The organism is Aeromicrobium sp. HA, from assembly GCF_027171405.1.
Lineage (GTDB): Bacteria > Actinomycetota > Actinomycetes > Propionibacteriales > Nocardioidaceae > Aeromicrobium > Aeromicrobium tamlense.
In genome coordinates, this window is sequence record NZ_CP114372.1 from 3,200,797 (window position 1) to 3,217,241 (window position 16,445).

Annotated in this window: 18 protein-coding genes; 10 read left to right on the forward strand and 8 right to left on the reverse strand. The window is 73.4% G+C overall.

Going from position 1 to position 16,445, the window contains the following annotated elements:
- Positions 1–83 precede the first annotated feature (83 nt).
- The 3 genes from O3S82_RS15875 to ssd are packed head-to-tail and all read right to left on the reverse strand — an operon-like array spanning position 84 to position 3,021.
- On the reverse strand, positions 84–872 hold the full coding sequence (locus tag O3S82_RS15875) for a type II secretion system F family protein (RefSeq protein ID WP_269304118.1): 789 nt from the start codon (positions 870–872) through the stop codon (positions 84–86).
- Positions 869–1,987 (reverse strand): TadA family conjugal transfer-associated ATPase, encoded by a 1,119-nt coding sequence (locus O3S82_RS15880; RefSeq protein ID WP_269304120.1) that lies wholly within the window; start codon positions 1,985–1,987, stop codon positions 869–871. The genes O3S82_RS15875 and O3S82_RS15880 overlap by 4 nt, the downstream gene beginning before the upstream one ends.
- The gene (gene ssd / locus O3S82_RS15885) at positions 1,984–3,021 is read right to left on the reverse strand and encodes a septum site-determining protein Ssd (RefSeq protein ID WP_269304123.1); all 1,038 of its coding nucleotides are present in this window, start codon (positions 3,019–3,021) and stop codon (positions 1,984–1,986) included. Before ssd ends, O3S82_RS15880 begins: the two co-directional genes overlap by 4 nt.
- A gap of 132 nt (positions 3,022–3,153) precedes the next feature.
- Between ssd and O3S82_RS15890 the strand changes: the two genes are divergently transcribed.
- Positions 3,154–3,969: an HAD family hydrolase gene (locus O3S82_RS15890; RefSeq protein ID WP_179427682.1), complete on the forward strand. Its 816-nt coding sequence runs from the start codon at positions 3,154–3,156 to the stop codon at positions 3,967–3,969.
- A 254-nt stretch (positions 3,970–4,223) separates the two neighbouring features.
- On the opposite strand, the gene O3S82_RS15895 is transcribed toward O3S82_RS15890, so the two are convergent.
- Positions 4,224–4,940: an oxidoreductase gene (locus O3S82_RS15895; RefSeq protein ID WP_269304125.1), complete on the reverse strand. Its 717-nt coding sequence runs from the start codon at positions 4,938–4,940 to the stop codon at positions 4,224–4,226.
- A gap of 60 nt (positions 4,941–5,000) precedes the next feature.
- Here O3S82_RS15895 and O3S82_RS15900 point away from each other — a divergent pair, with 60 nt between their 5' ends.
- From O3S82_RS15900 to O3S82_RS15910, 3 genes are read left to right on the forward strand one after another with little or no spacing between them, the layout of a single operon-like run.
- Positions 5,001–5,681 (forward strand): class I SAM-dependent methyltransferase, encoded by a 681-nt coding sequence (locus O3S82_RS15900; protein WP_179427678.1) that lies wholly within the window; start codon positions 5,001–5,003, stop codon positions 5,679–5,681.
- A 1-nt stretch (position 5,682) separates the two neighbouring features.
- Positions 5,683–6,822 (forward strand): sensor histidine kinase, encoded by a 1,140-nt coding sequence (locus O3S82_RS15905; protein WP_331283461.1) that lies wholly within the window; start codon positions 5,683–5,685, stop codon positions 6,820–6,822.
- Between the two features lie 19 nt (positions 6,823–6,841).
- Positions 6,842–8,314, forward strand: a complete 1,473-nt coding sequence (locus O3S82_RS15910) for a GuaB1 family IMP dehydrogenase-related protein (protein WP_179427676.1) — start codon at positions 6,842–6,844, stop codon at positions 8,312–8,314.
- Positions 8,315–8,398: 84 nt separating this feature from the next.
- Here the strand turns inward: O3S82_RS15910 and O3S82_RS15915 are convergent, their stop codons facing one another.
- The 3 genes from O3S82_RS15915 to O3S82_RS15925 form a co-directional block, all read right to left on the reverse strand.
- A complete protein-coding gene (locus O3S82_RS15915) occupies positions 8,399–9,334 on the reverse strand; it encodes a hypothetical protein (RefSeq protein WP_269304129.1) in 936 nt (311 codons plus the stop codon).
- 197 nt (positions 9,335–9,531) lie between these two features.
- Entirely contained in the window at positions 9,532–10,740 is a 1,209-nt protein-coding gene (locus tag O3S82_RS15920; protein ID WP_269304131.1) for a hypothetical protein, read from the reverse strand.
- 85 nt (positions 10,741–10,825) lie between these two features.
- Positions 10,826–11,308 carry a TetR family transcriptional regulator gene (locus O3S82_RS15925; RefSeq protein ID WP_179427670.1) on the reverse strand — a complete coding sequence of 161 codons (483 nt, stop codon included), beginning with the start codon at positions 11,306–11,308 and terminating at the stop codon, positions 10,826–10,828.
- 59 nt (positions 11,309–11,367) lie between these two features.
- On the opposite strand from O3S82_RS15925, the gene O3S82_RS15930 reads away from it, so the two are divergent.
- Genes O3S82_RS15930 through O3S82_RS15955 form a run of 6 tightly spaced genes read left to right on the forward strand, consistent with a single transcriptional unit; the run spans position 11,368 to position 15,902 of the window.
- Positions 11,368–11,961 (forward strand): biotin transporter BioY, encoded by a 594-nt coding sequence (locus O3S82_RS15930; protein ID WP_269304134.1) that lies wholly within the window; start codon positions 11,368–11,370, stop codon positions 11,959–11,961.
- Positions 11,958–12,620 (forward strand): energy-coupling factor ABC transporter ATP-binding protein, encoded by a 663-nt coding sequence (locus tag O3S82_RS15935; RefSeq protein ID WP_269304136.1) that lies wholly within the window; start codon positions 11,958–11,960, stop codon positions 12,618–12,620. The genes O3S82_RS15930 and O3S82_RS15935 overlap by 4 nt, the downstream gene beginning before the upstream one ends.
- The gene (locus tag O3S82_RS15940) at positions 12,617–13,222 is read left to right on the forward strand and encodes an energy-coupling factor transporter transmembrane component T family protein (RefSeq protein WP_269304138.1); all 606 of its coding nucleotides are present in this window, start codon (positions 12,617–12,619) and stop codon (positions 13,220–13,222) included. The genes O3S82_RS15935 and O3S82_RS15940 overlap by 4 nt, the downstream gene beginning before the upstream one ends.
- A gap of 45 nt (positions 13,223–13,267) precedes the next feature.
- Entirely contained in the window at positions 13,268–14,005 is a 738-nt protein-coding gene (locus tag O3S82_RS15945; protein WP_179427662.1) for a LytR/AlgR family response regulator transcription factor, read from the forward strand.
- Entirely contained in the window at positions 14,002–14,400 is a 399-nt protein-coding gene (locus O3S82_RS15950) for a hypothetical protein (RefSeq protein WP_269304141.1), read from the forward strand. The genes O3S82_RS15945 and O3S82_RS15950 overlap by 4 nt, the downstream gene beginning before the upstream one ends.
- The gene (locus O3S82_RS15955; protein WP_269304142.1) at positions 14,397–15,902 is read left to right on the forward strand and encodes a sodium/solute symporter; all 1,506 of its coding nucleotides are present in this window, start codon (positions 14,397–14,399) and stop codon (positions 15,900–15,902) included. Before O3S82_RS15950 ends, O3S82_RS15955 begins: the two co-directional genes overlap by 4 nt.
- On the opposite strand, the gene O3S82_RS15960 is transcribed toward O3S82_RS15955, so the two are convergent.
- Positions 15,903–16,409: a winged helix-turn-helix domain-containing protein gene (locus O3S82_RS15960; RefSeq protein WP_269304144.1), complete on the reverse strand. Its 507-nt coding sequence runs from the start codon at positions 16,407–16,409 to the stop codon at positions 15,903–15,905.
- Positions 16,410–16,445: the final 36 nt, after the last annotated feature.

The window sequence follows — 16,445 nt, forward strand, 5'->3', positions numbered from 1 at the left end:
CGTCCGCCTCAGCCTCCGGAGGCGTCGCCGAGCGTACCCCGGGCGAGCCACGAGGACGGCTGCCGCAGCGAGCAGACCCGCGATCATCCGCCCGCCTCGAGTCGGTCGGCGATCCCTTCGATCCACAGCACGCCCGCGACCGCGAAGGCGACGCCGAGGGCGACGCACGCGGCCCCGGGAACGGTGGTGAGGACGACGTCCAGCGGATCCACCCCGAGGCCCGTCCCCAAGCCGAGTCCGAGGGGCGGCATCGCGATCACCAGCAGCGCGGTGGCCCGGGCCGGGGCGACGCCCGCGGCCAGCTCGCGCTCGAGCTCGCGGTCCTCCCGTGCGGCCTCGCGGACACGCTCGAGGGTGTCGACGAGCGCCACGCCGCACGACTGCGAGACCGCCCAGGCCTGACCCACGCCCCTCAGGGCCTCGGCACCCGGACGGCGACCCAGCTCGAGCAGCGCGGTCGCCACGTCGCCGCCGGTGGCCGCGGCGGTCGCGGCGGCGCGAAGGACGGGCGCCTCCAGCTCCAGCCGCTGGAGCGCGGTGGTCGGCGGCACCCCGCTGCGGAGCTCGCCGACGAGTCCGTCGATGACCACCTGGCACTCGTCGCGGACCACGAGCCGACGCCGACGCTCGCGGGCGCGCTGCCAGCGCACGGCGGCGGCGACCGCGACCCCCGCCGCGGTCCAGGCGAGGATCGTCGGCGCGGCCGGCAGCACCGTCAGGGACGCACCGGACGCGAGCACGGCGGCCGGGACGAGCTCGCGGCGCCCCGGCCGCGGCCAGGTGACGGGGTGGACCCGCACGCGGATCCAGCTCCAGGGCGGTCGCCAGACCAGCACGGCGGCCACGCCCAGCAGGGCCGCCGCCTCCCTCACGGCTCGACGACCCGGCCGCGACGGACCGTCAGCCGAGGCCGCACGACGAGCCGGCCGGACGCATCGGCCGCGACATCGGCGAGCGCCGCGACCTCGCGCACGCCGTCGGCGTGGCGCACGACGTGCACGACGGCGTCGAGGCCCGCCGCGACCTGGGCGTGGACCGCGTCGCGGGTGAGGCCGGCGGCGATGCCGAGTGCCTCCATTCGCGCGGGGACGTCGTCCGGCGCGTTGGCGTGCACGGTGCCGCAGCCACCCTCGTGACCGGTGTTGAGGGCGGCCAGCAGGTCGACCACCTCGGCCCCACGCACCTCGCCCACCACGATCCGGTCGGGACGCATGCGCAGCGCCTGGCGCACGAGGTCGCGCAGTCCCACCGCTCCGGCACCCTCCACGTTGGGCGGGCGGGCGACGAGACCGACGACGTGCGGGTGCCGAGGCCGCAGCTCGTCGGAGTCCTCGACCACGACGATCCGCTCGGGCTCCGGGACGAGATGCAGCAGCGCGGCGAGGACGGTGGTCTTGCCCGAGCCGGTGCCACCGGTGACGAGGAAGCTGCGACGGGCCGCGACGAGGTCCCGGAGCGCAGCGCCCATCGCCGGTGCGACGGACCCTCCCGCCTCCAGCTCGGCCAGGGTCATCGCCCGTCGCGGCGGCACGCGCAGGGAGATCGCGGTGCCCGTGCGGGCGACCGGCGAGAGCACGGCGTGGAGCCGGGTGCCGTCGGCGAGACGGCCGTCGACCCACGGTGATGCATCGTCGAGCCGGCGTCCCGCGGTGGCCGCGAGGCGCTGGGCCAGCCGTCGCACGGTGGCCTCGTCGGCGAAGCCGACCTCGGGCCGGGGCACGAGGCCGTCGCCGTCGTCGACGTAGACCCCCTCGGCGCCGTTGACCAGGACGTCGGTGACGCCCGGCAGGTCGAGCAGTGGCTGGAGGACGCCGGCCCCCAGCACCTCGCTGCGCAGCTGCTCGACGATGGCGAGCACCGTGGTGGTGCCCCACAGCTGCTCCTCGGCTCGCAGCGCCTCGGCGACCGAGTGCGGCGTGGGCTCGGAACCGGACGCGGCCAATCGTCGTCGGACCCGCTCGACGACCTCGGCACGGACGGCCGTCACCGCAGGCCGACCGTGTCGAGCACCCGTCGCGCCGCGCCGACCACGGACCGTGCGCGCAAGGGGCCGAGGCCGTGCTCGAGGTCGGCCGCCAAGCGTCGCGAGGAGCCGACATCGGCCAGGACCGGCAGCCCGAGCTCGCGCCCCACAGCCGCCGTGGGCATCCCCGACGGCGTCGACCGCGTGACGAGTGCGATCGAGCCGGACCACGAGCCCAGCCGTTCGACGAGGGCCCTCGCCGCGACCACCCCGCGCAGCCGCCGCGGCACGACGACCACCGTGAGGACCGAGCGGGAGACCAGCTCGCGCCCGAGGTCGTCCAGGTGGCGCGGCACGTCGGCCACGACCACGTCGAAGCCGCGCATCGCCGCGCCGATCACGGGTGCGCTGCCGTGCACCGGACGTCCGGACCGCCCGAAGGACACCAGCGCGATCCCGCGGTGCACCGGCAGGCTCTCCACCAGCTCGGCGGCGCCGACGTGACCGACGGCGCCGTCGAGGTCGTTCCAGCGCGAGCCGTCCACGGCCTCGGCGCCCGTGACGAGATCGAGTCCCCCGCCCAGCGGATCGCCGTCGACGAGGACGGGCGCGAGGTCGCGCCGGGCGGCCAGGCCCGCCGCGGCGGCCGCCAGCGTGGAGGCTCCGACACCTCCGCACGCACCGACGATGGTGATCGCGCACGCCTCGCCCGAGCCGTCGAGGGCCCGCACGAGCGCCCCGACGATCGCGGCGTCCTCGTCGGCCGACAGCACGTCACGCGCCCCGAGGTCGAGTGCCGAGCGCCAGGCCTCGCGCGGGTCGGGCGCCACCACGACCACCTCGTCGCGCCGCGGAAGGTCGACGGCCAGCAGCGCGTCGAGACTGCGGGAGTCGACCAGCACGGACGACGCCGAGCGCCAGGCGCGGCGCACCCGGTCGACGTCGGCGATGGTCTCGGGCTCGTGCCCGGCGGCCGCGCACCAGCGCCGGGCGCTCTCGGCGAAGGACGCGTCGCGGGTGACCACCAGGGGTACTGAGGAGAGCGGGCGTGGGTCCATGCCACCACCCTCGCGAGGTGCGAGACGCACCGACAGGGGTCGCGCCGAGCCTGTGGACGGCGCGACGGGTGTGACGTAGGCGTGTGGACGAATGTCCCCGACTGTCGGTGCGGACCGCCTACGCTGGAGGACATGGCGACTCCCGCGGGACGCCCCGCCGCCTTCTTCGACCTCGACAAGACCATCATCGCGAGGTCCAGCACGCTTGCCTTCAGCAAGTCCCTCTTCGCCGAGGGTCTGCTCAGCCGCCGCGCGGTCCTGCGCAGCGCCTACGCCCAGCTCGTGTTCAGCACCGGCGGCGCCGACCACGACATGCTCGAGAAGATGCGCGACGAGATCAGCGCCATGGTCACCGGATGGGACGCCGTCACCGTGCGCCAGATCGTGCGCGAGGCCCTGCACGACGTGATCGAGCCGCTCGTCTACTCCGAGGCCCTCGACCTCATCGAGGAGCACCGCGAGTCGGGCCACGACGTCATCATCGTGTCGGCCTCCGGCACCGAGATGGTCGAGCCGATCGCCGAGATGCTCGGCGCGACGCACGCCATCGCCACCCGCCTCGAGGAGATCGACGGCCGCTACTCGGGCCGCGTCCTGCACTACTCCTACGGCCCGAACAAGGTCACCGCGATGCGCGAGCTGGCCGAGCTCGAGGGCTACGACCTGGAGCGCAGCTTCGGCTACTCCGACTCCGAGACCGACATCCCGATGCTCGAGGCGGTGGGCCACCCGTTCGCGGTCAATCCCGACAAGGGACTGCGCCGTCGGGCCACCGAGGAGGGTTGGCCGATCCTCACGTTCGAGCGACCCACGGCGCTGCGCTCGCGGCTCGTGCCGGAGTCCACCACGGGCAAGGCGATGGCTCTCGGCGGCATCGCGGCGTCGGCCTCGCTGCTGGCGCTCGGGATCACCGCGGCCGTGCGTCGCCGCACGTCGCGACCCGCCTGACAACCCCCTTCACCCTTGTGGTTCCAGGCCGCGTGAGGCACGCTGGAGCCAGAACTCCAGAGCAGTCCGCACCCCGGTACCCACGCGGCGATCTCCCGTCCCACAGGGCAATCGCAGACGGGACAACCGCCGTCTCACGACGCCGGACCCGAGGCGATGATTGACGAAGGCACGCTTGGTAGCTGAAGGTGCGGACTTCCACGACGGCGTCGGGCCTGCCCCGACGCCGTCGTCCTGTGCCGGGACCGGCCGGCTCAGCGCGAGGACAGCGGCGAGGCCTCGGCGCCCCGCGTGAACGCCTCGGCGGCGTACAGCAGCCAGCGGTGGACGCCGGTCTCCTCGGTCCCGTAGGCCTCGAGTGCAGCGAAGTAGTCGGGCGCCGCGGCGACGTGGCCGGCCTCGGGCACGGTGACCGAGGCGGGATCGACGCCACGCGCCAGCAGGACGAGCCGCTCGGCCGCGCGCCCCACCACGCCGTTGTGCGAGACGAACGCCCCCGCGGAGGCGATCTCGGCGTGCACGAGCGCCGCCACGACCATGGCCGGCGCCTCGGTCTTTGCGCCGAGCAGCTTCGCCAGCTGGGTCAGCCGGGCAGTGCCAGCGGGGTTCACGGGACGGCCGAGGTCGTCGTCGGGGACCGAGCCCGCGGCCGCCAGCGCGTGCATCCGCGCCATCGCCTGCACCGGCGACCGCTGCCACGTGGGCAGCAGGCCGAGCAGCTCGGTGGAGAGCCGGACCGCCGCCCGCGCGGTGGCGTCGCCGCCGCCCGAGGACAGCTCGTCGAGGTCGATCTCGGAGCCCTCGAGCGTGGCCGTGGCCCAGGCGCCGATCAGCAGCGAGCGCGCCGTGTCGTCGGGCGTGCTGCGGCGCAGGCCGCGGTCGCGAAGGACGGCGTCCATCCCGTCGCGGGCGGCGCGGAACGCCGACGGAACGCCCTCGAGGGAGGCGGCTGCGATGAACGGATCGGACACGCAGGCAGCGTACCCAGCGCACCTCCGGGGCCACGGGCTGACCGGCGGTAGCCTCGGAGCGTGGACGTCATCCCCGCTGCGCGCGCCGCCAAGTGGATGGTGGGCGACCGCCTCGCCACGGTGCTGCACCTCGGCGACGGCGGCCTGGCGTACGAGCTGGCCGAGCAGGGTCACGACGTCACGGTCATCGGCGACGACGTCGAGCAGGTCCGCAACCCCGACCTCTCCTACATCCGCTCCGGCGGCGACCGGCTGCCGCTGCGCTCGAACACCTTCGACGTCGTCATCACGCCGTTCCTCGAGGAGTCGCCGGCCGCGCTGGCCGAGTACGCGCGCGTCCTGGTGCCCGGCGGACTGCTGTCCAGCATGAGCCGTCGCTACGACGACTCGATCCCGTGGATGCGCCGGTTGCGCACGATCACCGGCGACCGCGACGCGCCCGAGCCGGCCGTCGACACCTTCTCGGCCTCCGGCCTGTTCGGCCCGCCCGAGGTCGAGGTCTTCAACGCGTGGGAGGAGCTCGACCTGCCGCACCTGCTGCGCTTCGCCGAGCAGACCCGGCGTCCCTCGGTGCCCGAGTCCGCGCTCGGCGCCGTGCACGACCTGTGGCGCGAGTACGCCTCCGGCGCCGCGAAGCTCCGGCTGCGGCACGAGACGCGCTGCGTCCGCGCCGTCGTCGACAAGTCCGCGCTGGCCGGCGAGCCCGATCCGCCGGACGCGATCCTGCTCTCGCTGGACTGACGTGGGTCCCCTCGACGCCGCGATCGCGCTGGCGGTCGTCGCCGTGCTGGTGGCGCTGGCCCTGCTGACGCGCTGGGTGCTGCTGAGCCGCCGCCGCAGTCTCGGCTCGGCCGAGGACCGCGCCACGTACGAGACGCTGCACACCGCCGCGCTGGCCGCCCCGGCCCTCCGGTCGGGTCTCGACGCCGAGAGCGTCCGCCAGGCCCTCCCCCACCTGCGCCAGCTCATCGGCGCGCCGACGGTGGGCATCACCGACACGCACGGTCCGCTCGGCTGGGCGGGCACGGACGAGACCGAGCACACGGCCGAGCTCGTCGCGGTCGCCCTGGAGCACGGTCGCACGCAGGCGTCCAACCGCGTCATCGTCGCGCCGCTCTCGGTGGAGGGCCGCGTCGTCGGCAGCATCGTCGTGGTCGACGAGAGCGCGTCGGCGGGCCTCGCGCGCACCGCCACCGAGGTCGCCGGCTGGGTCTCGAGCCAGCTCGAGCTCGCCGAGCTGTCGGCCTCGCGCACCGCGCTCATGGAGGCCGAGCTGCGGGCCCTGCGGGCGCAGATCTCGCCCCACTTCATCTACAACTCCCTCGGCGCGATCGCGTCGTTCGTCCGCACCGACCCCGAGCGCGCCCGCGAGCTGCTGCTCGAGTTCGCCGACTTCACGCGCTACTCCTTCCGCCAGCACGGCGACTACACGACGCTCGCCGAGGAGCTGCGGTCGATCGAGCGCTACCTCGTGCTGGAGAAGGCGCGCTTCGGCGACCGGCTGCGGGTCGTCACCCGCGTCGCGCCCGAGGTGCTGAGCCTGACCGTCCCCTTCCTCACCGTGCAGCCGCTCGTGGAGAACGCGGTGCGCCACGGACTGGAGCGCAAGCCCGGCCCCGGCACGCTCACGGTGATCGCGGAGGACGCCGGCACCGAGTGCCTCATCTCGATCGAGGACGACGGCGTGGGCTCCGACCCCGAGACCGTCCGGGCCGCACTGGCGGGCCGCACGAGCTCGCCGTCGGTGGGCCTGGCCAACGTGGACGAGCGGCTGCGCACCGTCTACGGCAACGACCACGGCCTCGTCGTGGAGACCGCGCCGGGCCTCGGCACGAAGGTGACGCTGCGGGTCCCGAAATTCACTCCCACCACGGTCGACTGACGATCCGTAGACTTGACCGGTGAGGTTCCTCAACGATCTGCAGCCCAGCCACGACCTGACGTACAACGACGTCTTCATGGTCCCCGGACGCTCGGACGTCGCGTCGCGCTTCGACGTCGACCTGTCCACGAGCGACGGCACCGGTGCCACCCTGCCGCTGGTGGTGTCCAACATGACGGCCGTCTCGGGTCGCCGGATGGCCGAGACCGTCGCCCGCCGCGGCGGCATCGCGATCCTCCCGCAGGACATCCCGCTCGACATCGTCGCCGACACGGTCGCCCGCGTGAAGGCCGCGCATCCGGTCTACGACACACCCGTCGTGCTGACCCCGAACATGACGGTCGGCGAGGCGCTCAGCCTCGTGCCGAAGCGCGCCCACGGCGGCGCCGTCGTCGTCGAGTCGCTGCACGGTCCCGAGCTGAAGGTCGTCGGCATCTTCACGCCGCACCAGGCGCACGAGATCGACCGCTTCGCGCAGGTCCGTGAGGTCATGCTGACCGATCCGTTCGTCCTGCCCGCCGGTGGCGACGTGCGCGAGATGTTCAACCTGCTCTCGGAGCAGCACGTGCCGTTCGCCCCCGTCGTCGACGGCGGTGCGCTGGCCGGGGTGCTCACCCGCAAGGGCGCGCTGCGCTCCACGATCTACACGCCCGCCACCGATCCCGACGGCCACCTCGTCGTCGGCGGTGCCATCGGCATCAACGGCGACGTCAAGGGCAAGGCCCAGGCCCTCATCGAGATCGGCGTCGACGTCCTCGTCGTCGACACCGCGCACGGTCACCAGGCCAAGATGTTCGACGCGCTGCCGGTCGTGCGCGAGGTCCGCGACGCGCACGAGGCCGCCACGGGTCGCCGCCTGCCGATCTCGGCGGGCAACGTGGTGTCGGCGGAGGGCGTACGCGACCTCGTCGCCGCCGGCGCGGACATCGCCAAGGTGGGCGTGGGCCCCGGCGCGATGTGCACGACCCGCATGATGACCGGCGTGGGCCGGCCGCAGTTCTCGGCCGTGCTCGAGGCCTCCGAGGCGGCCGCCGAGCTGGGCGCCCACGTGTGGGCCGACGGCGGCGTCCGCTGGCCGCGCGACGTGGCGCTGGCGCTGGCCGCCGGTGCCGGCAGCGTCATGATCGGCTCGTGGTTCGCCGGCACGCACGAGAGCCCCGGCGACCTGAAGTTCGGCGCCGACGGCCGCGAGTACAAGGAGTCGTTCGGCATGGCGTCCTCGCGCGCCGTGGCCAACCGCACCCGCGACGCCGCCGGCTTCGAGCGCGCTCGCATGGCGCTGTTCGAGGAGGGCATCTCCACCTCGCGCATGTACCTCGACCCCGAGCGCCCCGGCGTGGAGGACCTGGTCGACCAGATCACCGCCGGCGTCCGCTCCTCGTTCACCTACGCCGGCGCCCGCACGCTGGCCGAGTTCGCCGACCGCGCCACCGTGGGCCTGCAGTCCAGCGCCGGCTACGACGAGGGCCGCCCGCTGCACGCCTCCTGGTGACCCTCGTGGGCGGTGAGCCGTCAACCTCTCCGCGCGGGTGGCGGTGAGTCGTCAACCGAATAGGTCCCCCATGCGGTTGGTGGCTCACCGCCCTCCCGGGACCGCTCTGAAGAGGGAGCCCCAGCGCTCCGCGAACTTCGGTGGCGGTCCGGTGTAGCCGTGGCGAACGAGCGCGGTGAAGAGCCGCTGCACGGACCCCGCAGGGTTGGCCGTCATCGCAGCCGTGATCTGGACGTAGGCGACGTCGTTGTCCCGGAACCCGGCGTAGCGATCGATGTCCTTGCGGAACTGGAGCGGGTCCTCGGCGTGCTGCCGGCCCTCGTACTCGGCCACCAGCCGCCACTGGGGGAACCACAGGTCGCCGATGCCCAACCGTGTCCCGTCGAGGGCGAGGACGTCGGCGTTCACCTCGGGCCGCGGCAGGCCCGCCGCGTGGACGTAGGCACGGAGCTCGGACTCCTTCGGCGACCAGGCTCGTTCGTCGAGCCACGAAAGGACCGCGGGCGCCTGGCTCGCGCCGGGCCGCCACGGGTGGAGCCGACAGACGTCCACGATCTCGCCGACCGTCGCGAGCTCCTCGCGCAGCAGGTGGTCGCCGATCACGATGAGGTCGAGCAGCCGCATCGACGCGCAGCACTGGACGAAGGCCGCCGCAGGCGTCACTCCCACGTCATCGCGCGGTGGCATGACCGCCGTCCGGTGCAGAAAGGTCCCCGTCACCGTGAGGTGATGGTCGCCGGCGATCGTGAAGCGCACCGGTCGAACAGGTCCGACGTCCAGACCCGTCCGCTGGATCCGACTCACGTGACTCAGCGCCGCTCCGTCCGGCATCGCGAGCGCCGCTGCCGTCTGCCAGTCGAGCGGCGTCATCTCGTACCCCGTCCACCGCCACACGCCGGGATGGAGTCGCTCGAAGTGCCTGCCCTGCAGGCGACGGTCGCTGACCCCGGCGGAGCGCGCCTGTTCTCGGCTGAACGGTCCGCGGCGAGCCAGGTCGGGGATCTCGGGTGGTCGAGGCACCGTTCCACGCTGCCGCGGCGAGGACCCTCAGCCGCTGTTCCGGCGGCTCCCTGTGGACTGCGAGCTCAGCCCTTGCCCCCCTGTGGATTCTGGCCAAGCGGTCAGCCGTCAACCTCATCACCACCGCATGACGTTGATGACGCACCGGGTCTCCCCGGGAAGGGTTGACAGCTGACCGCTCACTCAAGGGGCCCGCGTCAGTGCGCGCCGGCCGAGACGATCTCGTTCGGGACGCCGGGCAGCTCGACGCTGCGGGTGACCCGGCCGGCGGCGAGGTCGACCTCGTGCACCGTGGACGCGCCGGGCTCGGTGACCCACGCGGTGTCGCCGTCGACCTCGAGGGTCGGCCGCGGACGCTGCCAGTCGAGGGGCTCCTGCCACGGGTCGATCACGACGATGCGGTCGGCGACCTTGCCCGTCACGGGGTCGATCACGTGCAGGGCGCCGTCCGTGCCCAGCACGAGCGCCTCGCCCGCCGGGCCGCGGCCGAGCGACCGGAACGTGTAGCTGGTGCCGAGGTCCACGAGGCGCAGCTTCGCAGTCTCGGTGTCGATCAGGCTGATGCGCTCGGGGCGCTCCAGCTCGGCGTCGGCGTCGACCTTGTAGTCGCCGAGGACGACCGACGACTCCGGGCTTCCCGCCTGGTTGCCGATGCGGCCGTACGCGTCAGGGCTCGACACCTTGGTGATCGTGCCGTGGTCCACCACGACGACACCGTCCTCGCAGCCGACGACCGCACGGCCGTCGGCCGCCGTCGCCTCGCCGTGGACACCGGGGCAGTCGTCCGTGCGGGCCTCCTCGTCACCGTCGACGCCATCGCGCAGAACGACGGTCGAGCGGGCGTCCGCGGTGCCCTCGGTGTGCATGAGGTCGCCGCCGAGGTTCACCGCCACGCCGTGGTGCGGATCGGGGGTCTCGGTGGTCTCCACCACCTTCGTGGGGTCCTCGGAGTCCAGGACGCGGATCGAGCCGTCCCCGTCGCCGAACAGCACGGTGCGGCCGTCGCTGATGGTGACGTGGCCCGGCTCCGCGGCCTCGTAGGTCTCCCCGAACGCGGGCTCGCCCTTCGTCCGGTAGTGCGCGTGGTCGCCGTGCGCCTCGGCCTCGACGCCTGTGTCGAGCAGGCGGAAGCCCTCCTCGGTCGACACGAACACGTGCCGTGCGTCGCCGGCGGCGTTGACCCGCACGAACCCCTCGGCGGGCAGCGTCTTCACCGGCTCGAGGGTGTCGCGCTCCAGCACGAGCAGCCCGTCGTCGGTCGTCACCACGAGCCGGGGTCCGGAGACCTCGGCACCACCGTGGTCGTCGTCGTGCCCGGACTCGCTCGCCGTCTCACCGCACGCGGCCAGCGCCGACCCCGCCACCAGGGCCGCCACCGCCAGGCGGACGTGTCGCCATCTCGTCATCGTCGCTCCTTGTTGAGAATGAATGTCATTCCCGAAAGAGTACGACAGGGCGTCCACGCGACGCCACGGGGTGCCGGGAGACGCGTCAGCGCAGGATGAGGTCGAGGCCGCGCGCGAACGACGCATCGAGGTCGGGATCCTCGGCGAGGATGCCGATCTGCGCGGCCTGGCGGTGCATCTGGGTGGCCTGGGTGTGGCCGAAGACGTAGAGCAGCAGGGTGCGCGCGACGTCGGGCGAGGTCAGCGCCGCCAGCTCGGTCTCGATGCGCGAGTCGCCCAGCCGGAAGGCCGAGGCGGTGGCCACGACGTCGGCCCCGTCGCGGGTGGACAGCAGCGCCTCGCGCAGCGCGTGGGCAGCCTTGGCGGGATCGTCGCCGACCTCGACGTTCGCGACGATCCGGTCGGCCATCAGCGCCAGGAGCGTCTGCTTGTCCGGCACGTGGTGGTAGAGCGCGCTGGGCTGCACCCCGAGCTCGCCGGCGACGCGACGCATCGAGCAGAACTCGAGCCCGTAGGCGTCGAGCACGCGCAGGGCCCCGGAGACGACGTCGTCGAGGGTGTTGGCCATGTCGGCATCCTATCGGCTAGCCTGAACACCGTTCAGGTGAACACCGTTCAGGAGACCTCATGACCACGACCACCTCGGCGAGCCGTCGCCTCACCTCCACCGACCTCGCACTGATCGCCGCCTTCGCCGCGCTGATCGCCGTCTGCGCGCTGCTCCCGGCCATCAACGTGGGCGCAGGCCTCGTGCCGATCACGCTGCAGACGTTCGCCGTGCTGCTCTCCGGTGCCGTCCTCGGCGCGAAGCGCGGCTTCCTGGCCGTCCTGCTCTACCTCGCGGTCGGCGCCGCGGGCGTCCCGGTGTTCTCCGGCGGCGCCGCCGGCCTGGCCGTCTTCGCCGGCCCCACCGCCGGATACCTCATCGGCTTCCCGCTCGCGGCCGCGCTGTGCGGGTTCATCGTCGAGCGCCTCCCGCGCGAGAAGGTCGCCACGAGCATTCCGCTGATCTTCGCCGCGGGCCTGTTCTCCAGCGCTCTGCTGATCCACACGCTCGGCATCCTCGGACTGGCCTGGCGCGCCGACATGAGCCTCGCGGCGGCGGCCAAGATCGACCTGGCCTTCTGGCCCGGCGACGTCATCAAGAACCTCGCGATGGCCACGGTCGCCACCGCCGTCCACCGCGCCTTCCCGGACCTGCTGCCGGCCCGCCGGAAGTGATCGAGCTCGCCGAGGCCGCCGTCGAGGGACGGCTCGAGCCCACCAGCCTCCGGCTCGAGGAGGGTCGCATCGCCATCGTCGGCTCGAACGGCTCGGGCAAGTCCACCCTCGCGCGACTGGTGAACGGCCTCGTCGAGCCCACGAGCGGCCAGGTCCTGGTCGACGGGCTCGACACGCGCCGGCACGGTCGCGAGGTCCGCCGTCGCGTCGGCTTCGTGTTCACCGACCCGGCGGCGCAGCTGGTGATGCCCACCGTCGCGGAGGACGTCGCCCTGTCGCTGCGCAAGAGGCACCGCGACAAGGCCGAGCGGGCGGCGGCCGTCCTCGCCGTGCTCGAGCGGTTCGGCCTCGCCGACCTGGCCGAGCGCAGCGTGCACGCGCTCTCGGGCGGGCAGCGGCAGCTGCTCGCGATCGCGACGGTGCTGGCCACCGATCCCGACGTCCTGGTCGCCGACGAGCCGACCACGCTGCTCGACCTCGCGAACACCCGCCGCGTCGGCGACGTGCTGCTCGGTCTGCCCCAGCAGGTCGTCCTGGTGACCCACGACCTCGACCTCGCCGCACGGTGCGACCGCGCGCTGGTGGTGCACGCCGGACGCGTCGCGTTCGACGGGCCCGCCGCGACCGCCGTCGACCACTACCGGGCTCTCGTGTCATGAGCTCTCCGCTCGGGGTCTACCAGCCGGGGACGTCGCCGCTGCACCGGCTGACGCCCGGCCCGAAGCTGGCGGGACTGTTCCTGCTCGCCGTGGCCGTGCTCGTCGCGAAGGGCCCCTGGACAGGCGTCGCGTTCGTCGCGCTCGCCCTCGTCCTCGCCGCGCTCGGCAGCCTCTCGCCCCGATCCCTGCTGCGGGCGCTGCGGCCCTTCCTGATCGTCGCGGTGCTCCTGCTGGCCTTCAACGCGTGGCAGAACGGGTGGCCGCGGGCGGTCGAGGTGGTCGCCGACCTGACCGCGCTCATCTTGGCCGCGACCGTCCTGACGGCCACGACCGCCGTCAACGACCTGCTCGACACGATCGTGCGCAGCCTGCGGCCCTTCCGCCGCCTCGGCGTCGACCCCGACCGCGTCGGCCTCACGTTCTCGCTCATGCTGCGTGCACTGCCCGGCACGATCGAGCTGGCGGCCGAGACGCGCGACGCGGCCCGGGCGCGCGGGCTCGAGCGCAGCATCCGCGCCCGCACGATCCCGCTGGTGCTGCGCGTGGTCGCGCGCGCCCGCGACACCGGCGACGCGCTGCACGCCCGCGGCGTCCTCGACTGACCCGGTTCGACGCCGCATCCCTCGACAGTGACTAGGCTCACTCCCATGGCGCGCGCACTGCGGACGCTGGTGGTCGACGACGAGCAACCGGTGCTGGACGAGCTGGTCTGGCTGCTCGGCCGCGACGACCGGATCGGCACGATCGACACGGCTCGGTCCGGCACCGAGGCGCTGCGTCGCCTCGACGCCGGTGACATCGACCTGCTGTTCCTCGACATCGCCATGCCCGGACTGACCGGCATCGACATCGCGCGCCTGCTGGGCAAGTTCAAGACGCCGCCGCAGATCATCTTCGTGACCGCGCACGACGCGCACGCCGTGGAGGCGTTCGACCTCAACGCCGTGGACTACCTGCTCAAGCCGATCCGCGAGGAGCGCCTGCGCGAGAGCGTGCGCCGGGCCGTGGCCGACTCCGACCACGGCGGCACCGAGTCCGACGACACGATCGCCGTCGAGCTGGCGGGCGTCACGCGCTTCGTCTCGCGGTCGAAGGTCACCCACGCCGAGGCGCAGGGCGACTACGTCCGGCTGCACACCCTGGAGGGCTCGAGCCACCTCATCCGCACGCCCCTCGGCTCCCTCGCCGACGACTGGGCCGACGCCGGCTTCCTGCGCATCCACCGCAGCCTCGTGGTGAACCGCGCCCACATCCTCGAGGTCCGCATGTCGTCGGGCCGCGCCAGCGTCGTCGTTCCGGCCGCGGGCGGGAACACGCTCGAGCTGCAGGTCGCCCGCCGCCACACGCGGGCGCTGCGCGAGCTGATCGGCGAGCACACCCCGTGACCGACCAGGCCCTGCCCGAGCCGTCCGGCCGGGTCCGCATCACCAGCCCCCTCTCCACGGCGCCCGCGCACGTGCGCAGCACGGTGGGTCAGGAGATCGACGAGGCCACCGGGGTCGGCGAGGTCTACATGCAGTCGCTCATCCGGTCGCAGCTGCGCGCCGCGATGACCGTGGCGATCACGCTCCTGCTCACGGTCGTCAGCCTGCCGCTCGTGTTCTCGTGGGTGCCGGGCCTGAACGACCTGCGCGTCCTGGGCATCCCGCTGCCGTGGCTCGTCCTGGGCGGTGGCGTGCACGCGGGCGTCATCGTGCTGGGCTGGCTCTATGTGCGCCACGTCGAGCGCGCGGAGCGCCTGTTCACCCTGCTGGTCGAGCCGGACGACACCCGACCATGAGCCCGACCTGGGGCATCGTCGCCGTCTCCCTCGTCTCGATCGCGACCCTCGCGATCGGGGCGTTCGGCCTGCGGATCAGCCGCACGACGAGTGACTTCTACGTGGCCTCCCGGTCGGTCTCCCCGGCCCTGAACGGCTCGGCGATCAGCGGCGAGTACCTGTCGGCGGCCTCCTACCTCGGCATCGCCGGCCTCGTGCTCGTCTACGGCGCCGACATGCTCTGGTACCCGATCGGCTGGACGGCCGGCTACCTGCTCCTGCTGGTGTTCGTGGCGGCTCCCCTGCGCCGCTCGGGCGCCTACACGATCCCCGACTTCGCCCAGGTGCGCCTGCAGTCGGTGGCGGTGCGGCGCGTCTGCACCGCTCTCGTCGTGGCGGTCGGCTGGCTGTACCTGCTGCCGCAGTTCCAGGGCGCGGGCCTGACCCTCGAGGCCGTCCTCGACGCTCCCCGGTGGGTGGGCACCGTGCTCGTCGCGATCATCGTGACCCTCAACGTGGTGCTGGGCGGCATGCGGTCGATCACCTTCGTGCAGGCGTTCCAGTACTGGCTCAAGCTGACGGCCCTGCTGGTGCCGCTCATGTTCCTGCTGCTGGCGTGGTCGCGCGACGGCCAGCCGGCCGCGCAAGCCGGCAGCGACTGGTGGATCCCCCTCGGCGACGCCAACCCGCAGACCGTGTACTCCACGTACGCCGTGATCGTCGCGACGTTCCTCGGCACGATGGGCCTGCCGCACGTGGTGGTGCGGTTCTACACGAACCCCGACGGGCACGCCGCGCGGCGGACCACCCTGATCGTGCTCGGCCTCGTCTCGGCGTTCTACCTGCTCCCGACGTTCTACGGCGTGCTCGGGCGGGTCTACGCGTCCGACCTCATCGCCGCCGGCCGCGCCGACACGGTGGCGCTCGAGCTGCCGAGCCGCGTGATCGCGGGGACCGCCGGGGAGCTGCTGACGGCGCTCGTCACCGCCGGCGCCTTCGCGGCGTTCCTGTCGACCTCGTCCGGCGTGACGATGGCGCTCGCGGGCGTGGTGGGTCAGGGCCTGAGCAACCACGCGCCATGGGGCAGCCGGCTCTCGTCCATCGCGGCGCTGCGGATCGCCGCCGCCGTGTGCGTGGCGGTGCCGCTCGTGCTGGCCTTCGTCGCCGAGCCGATCCCCGTGGCCAGCTCGGTGGTGTTCGCGTTCGCGCTGGCGGCCTCCACCTTCTGCCCGCTGCTCGTGCTGGGCATCTGGTGGCGCGGACTGACGTCGGCCGGGGCGATCGCGGGCCTCATCGGCGGCGGCATCTGCGCGGGCGCGGCGCCCTTCGTCACGCTCGCCCTCGACGTCGAGGGCTGGTGGGGCACGCTCATGAGCCAGCCGGCCGTGTGGTCGGTGCCCGTGGGCTTCGGCCTCATGGTGGGCATCTCGCTGGCCACCCGGTCGCGCGTCCCGGCCACGGTCGGGCGCACCATGGTCCGCCTGCACACGCCGGAGCGGGTGCAGGTGGACCGGCGGTTCTGATCAGACCCGACGCGAGGTGTCGAGGCGGTCGAACGAGTCGAGCACCTCGCCCATCGACGGCTTGGCGATCGTGGTGACCGCCGCCGCGCGTCCCTCGCGCTCCTGGCGCAGGTGACGCTTGACCGTGGAGGTCGAGCAGCCGAGCCGCTGCGCCAGCTCGCGACAGGTCTCGTCGGGGTGCGCCTTGCGAGCGCCGATCACCTCGGCGTGGTCGACGGGACCGCCCCCGACGCGCGCCGTGCCGTAGGGGCTGGAGTCGACCCGCACCTCGATGCCGAGATCGCGGCGCATGGTGCGGCGCTCGGCCTCGCTGGTGCAGGCGACGAAGCCCGACACGTCGACGTCGACCACGGCCCGGTAGAGGCAGTCGTCGAGGACGCTGCAGCCCGCACATCGGCGGTGGGCGGCAGCGCGCTTGGTCACGTAGTCACGCCACTGCTCGACCGAGACGTCGCGTCGAGCGGGCGGGGACAGCAGGATCTCGTCCTGGTACATCTCGGGTGCCATGGCACACGGCGGGAGTGTCGGCCTCATTGCCATCTC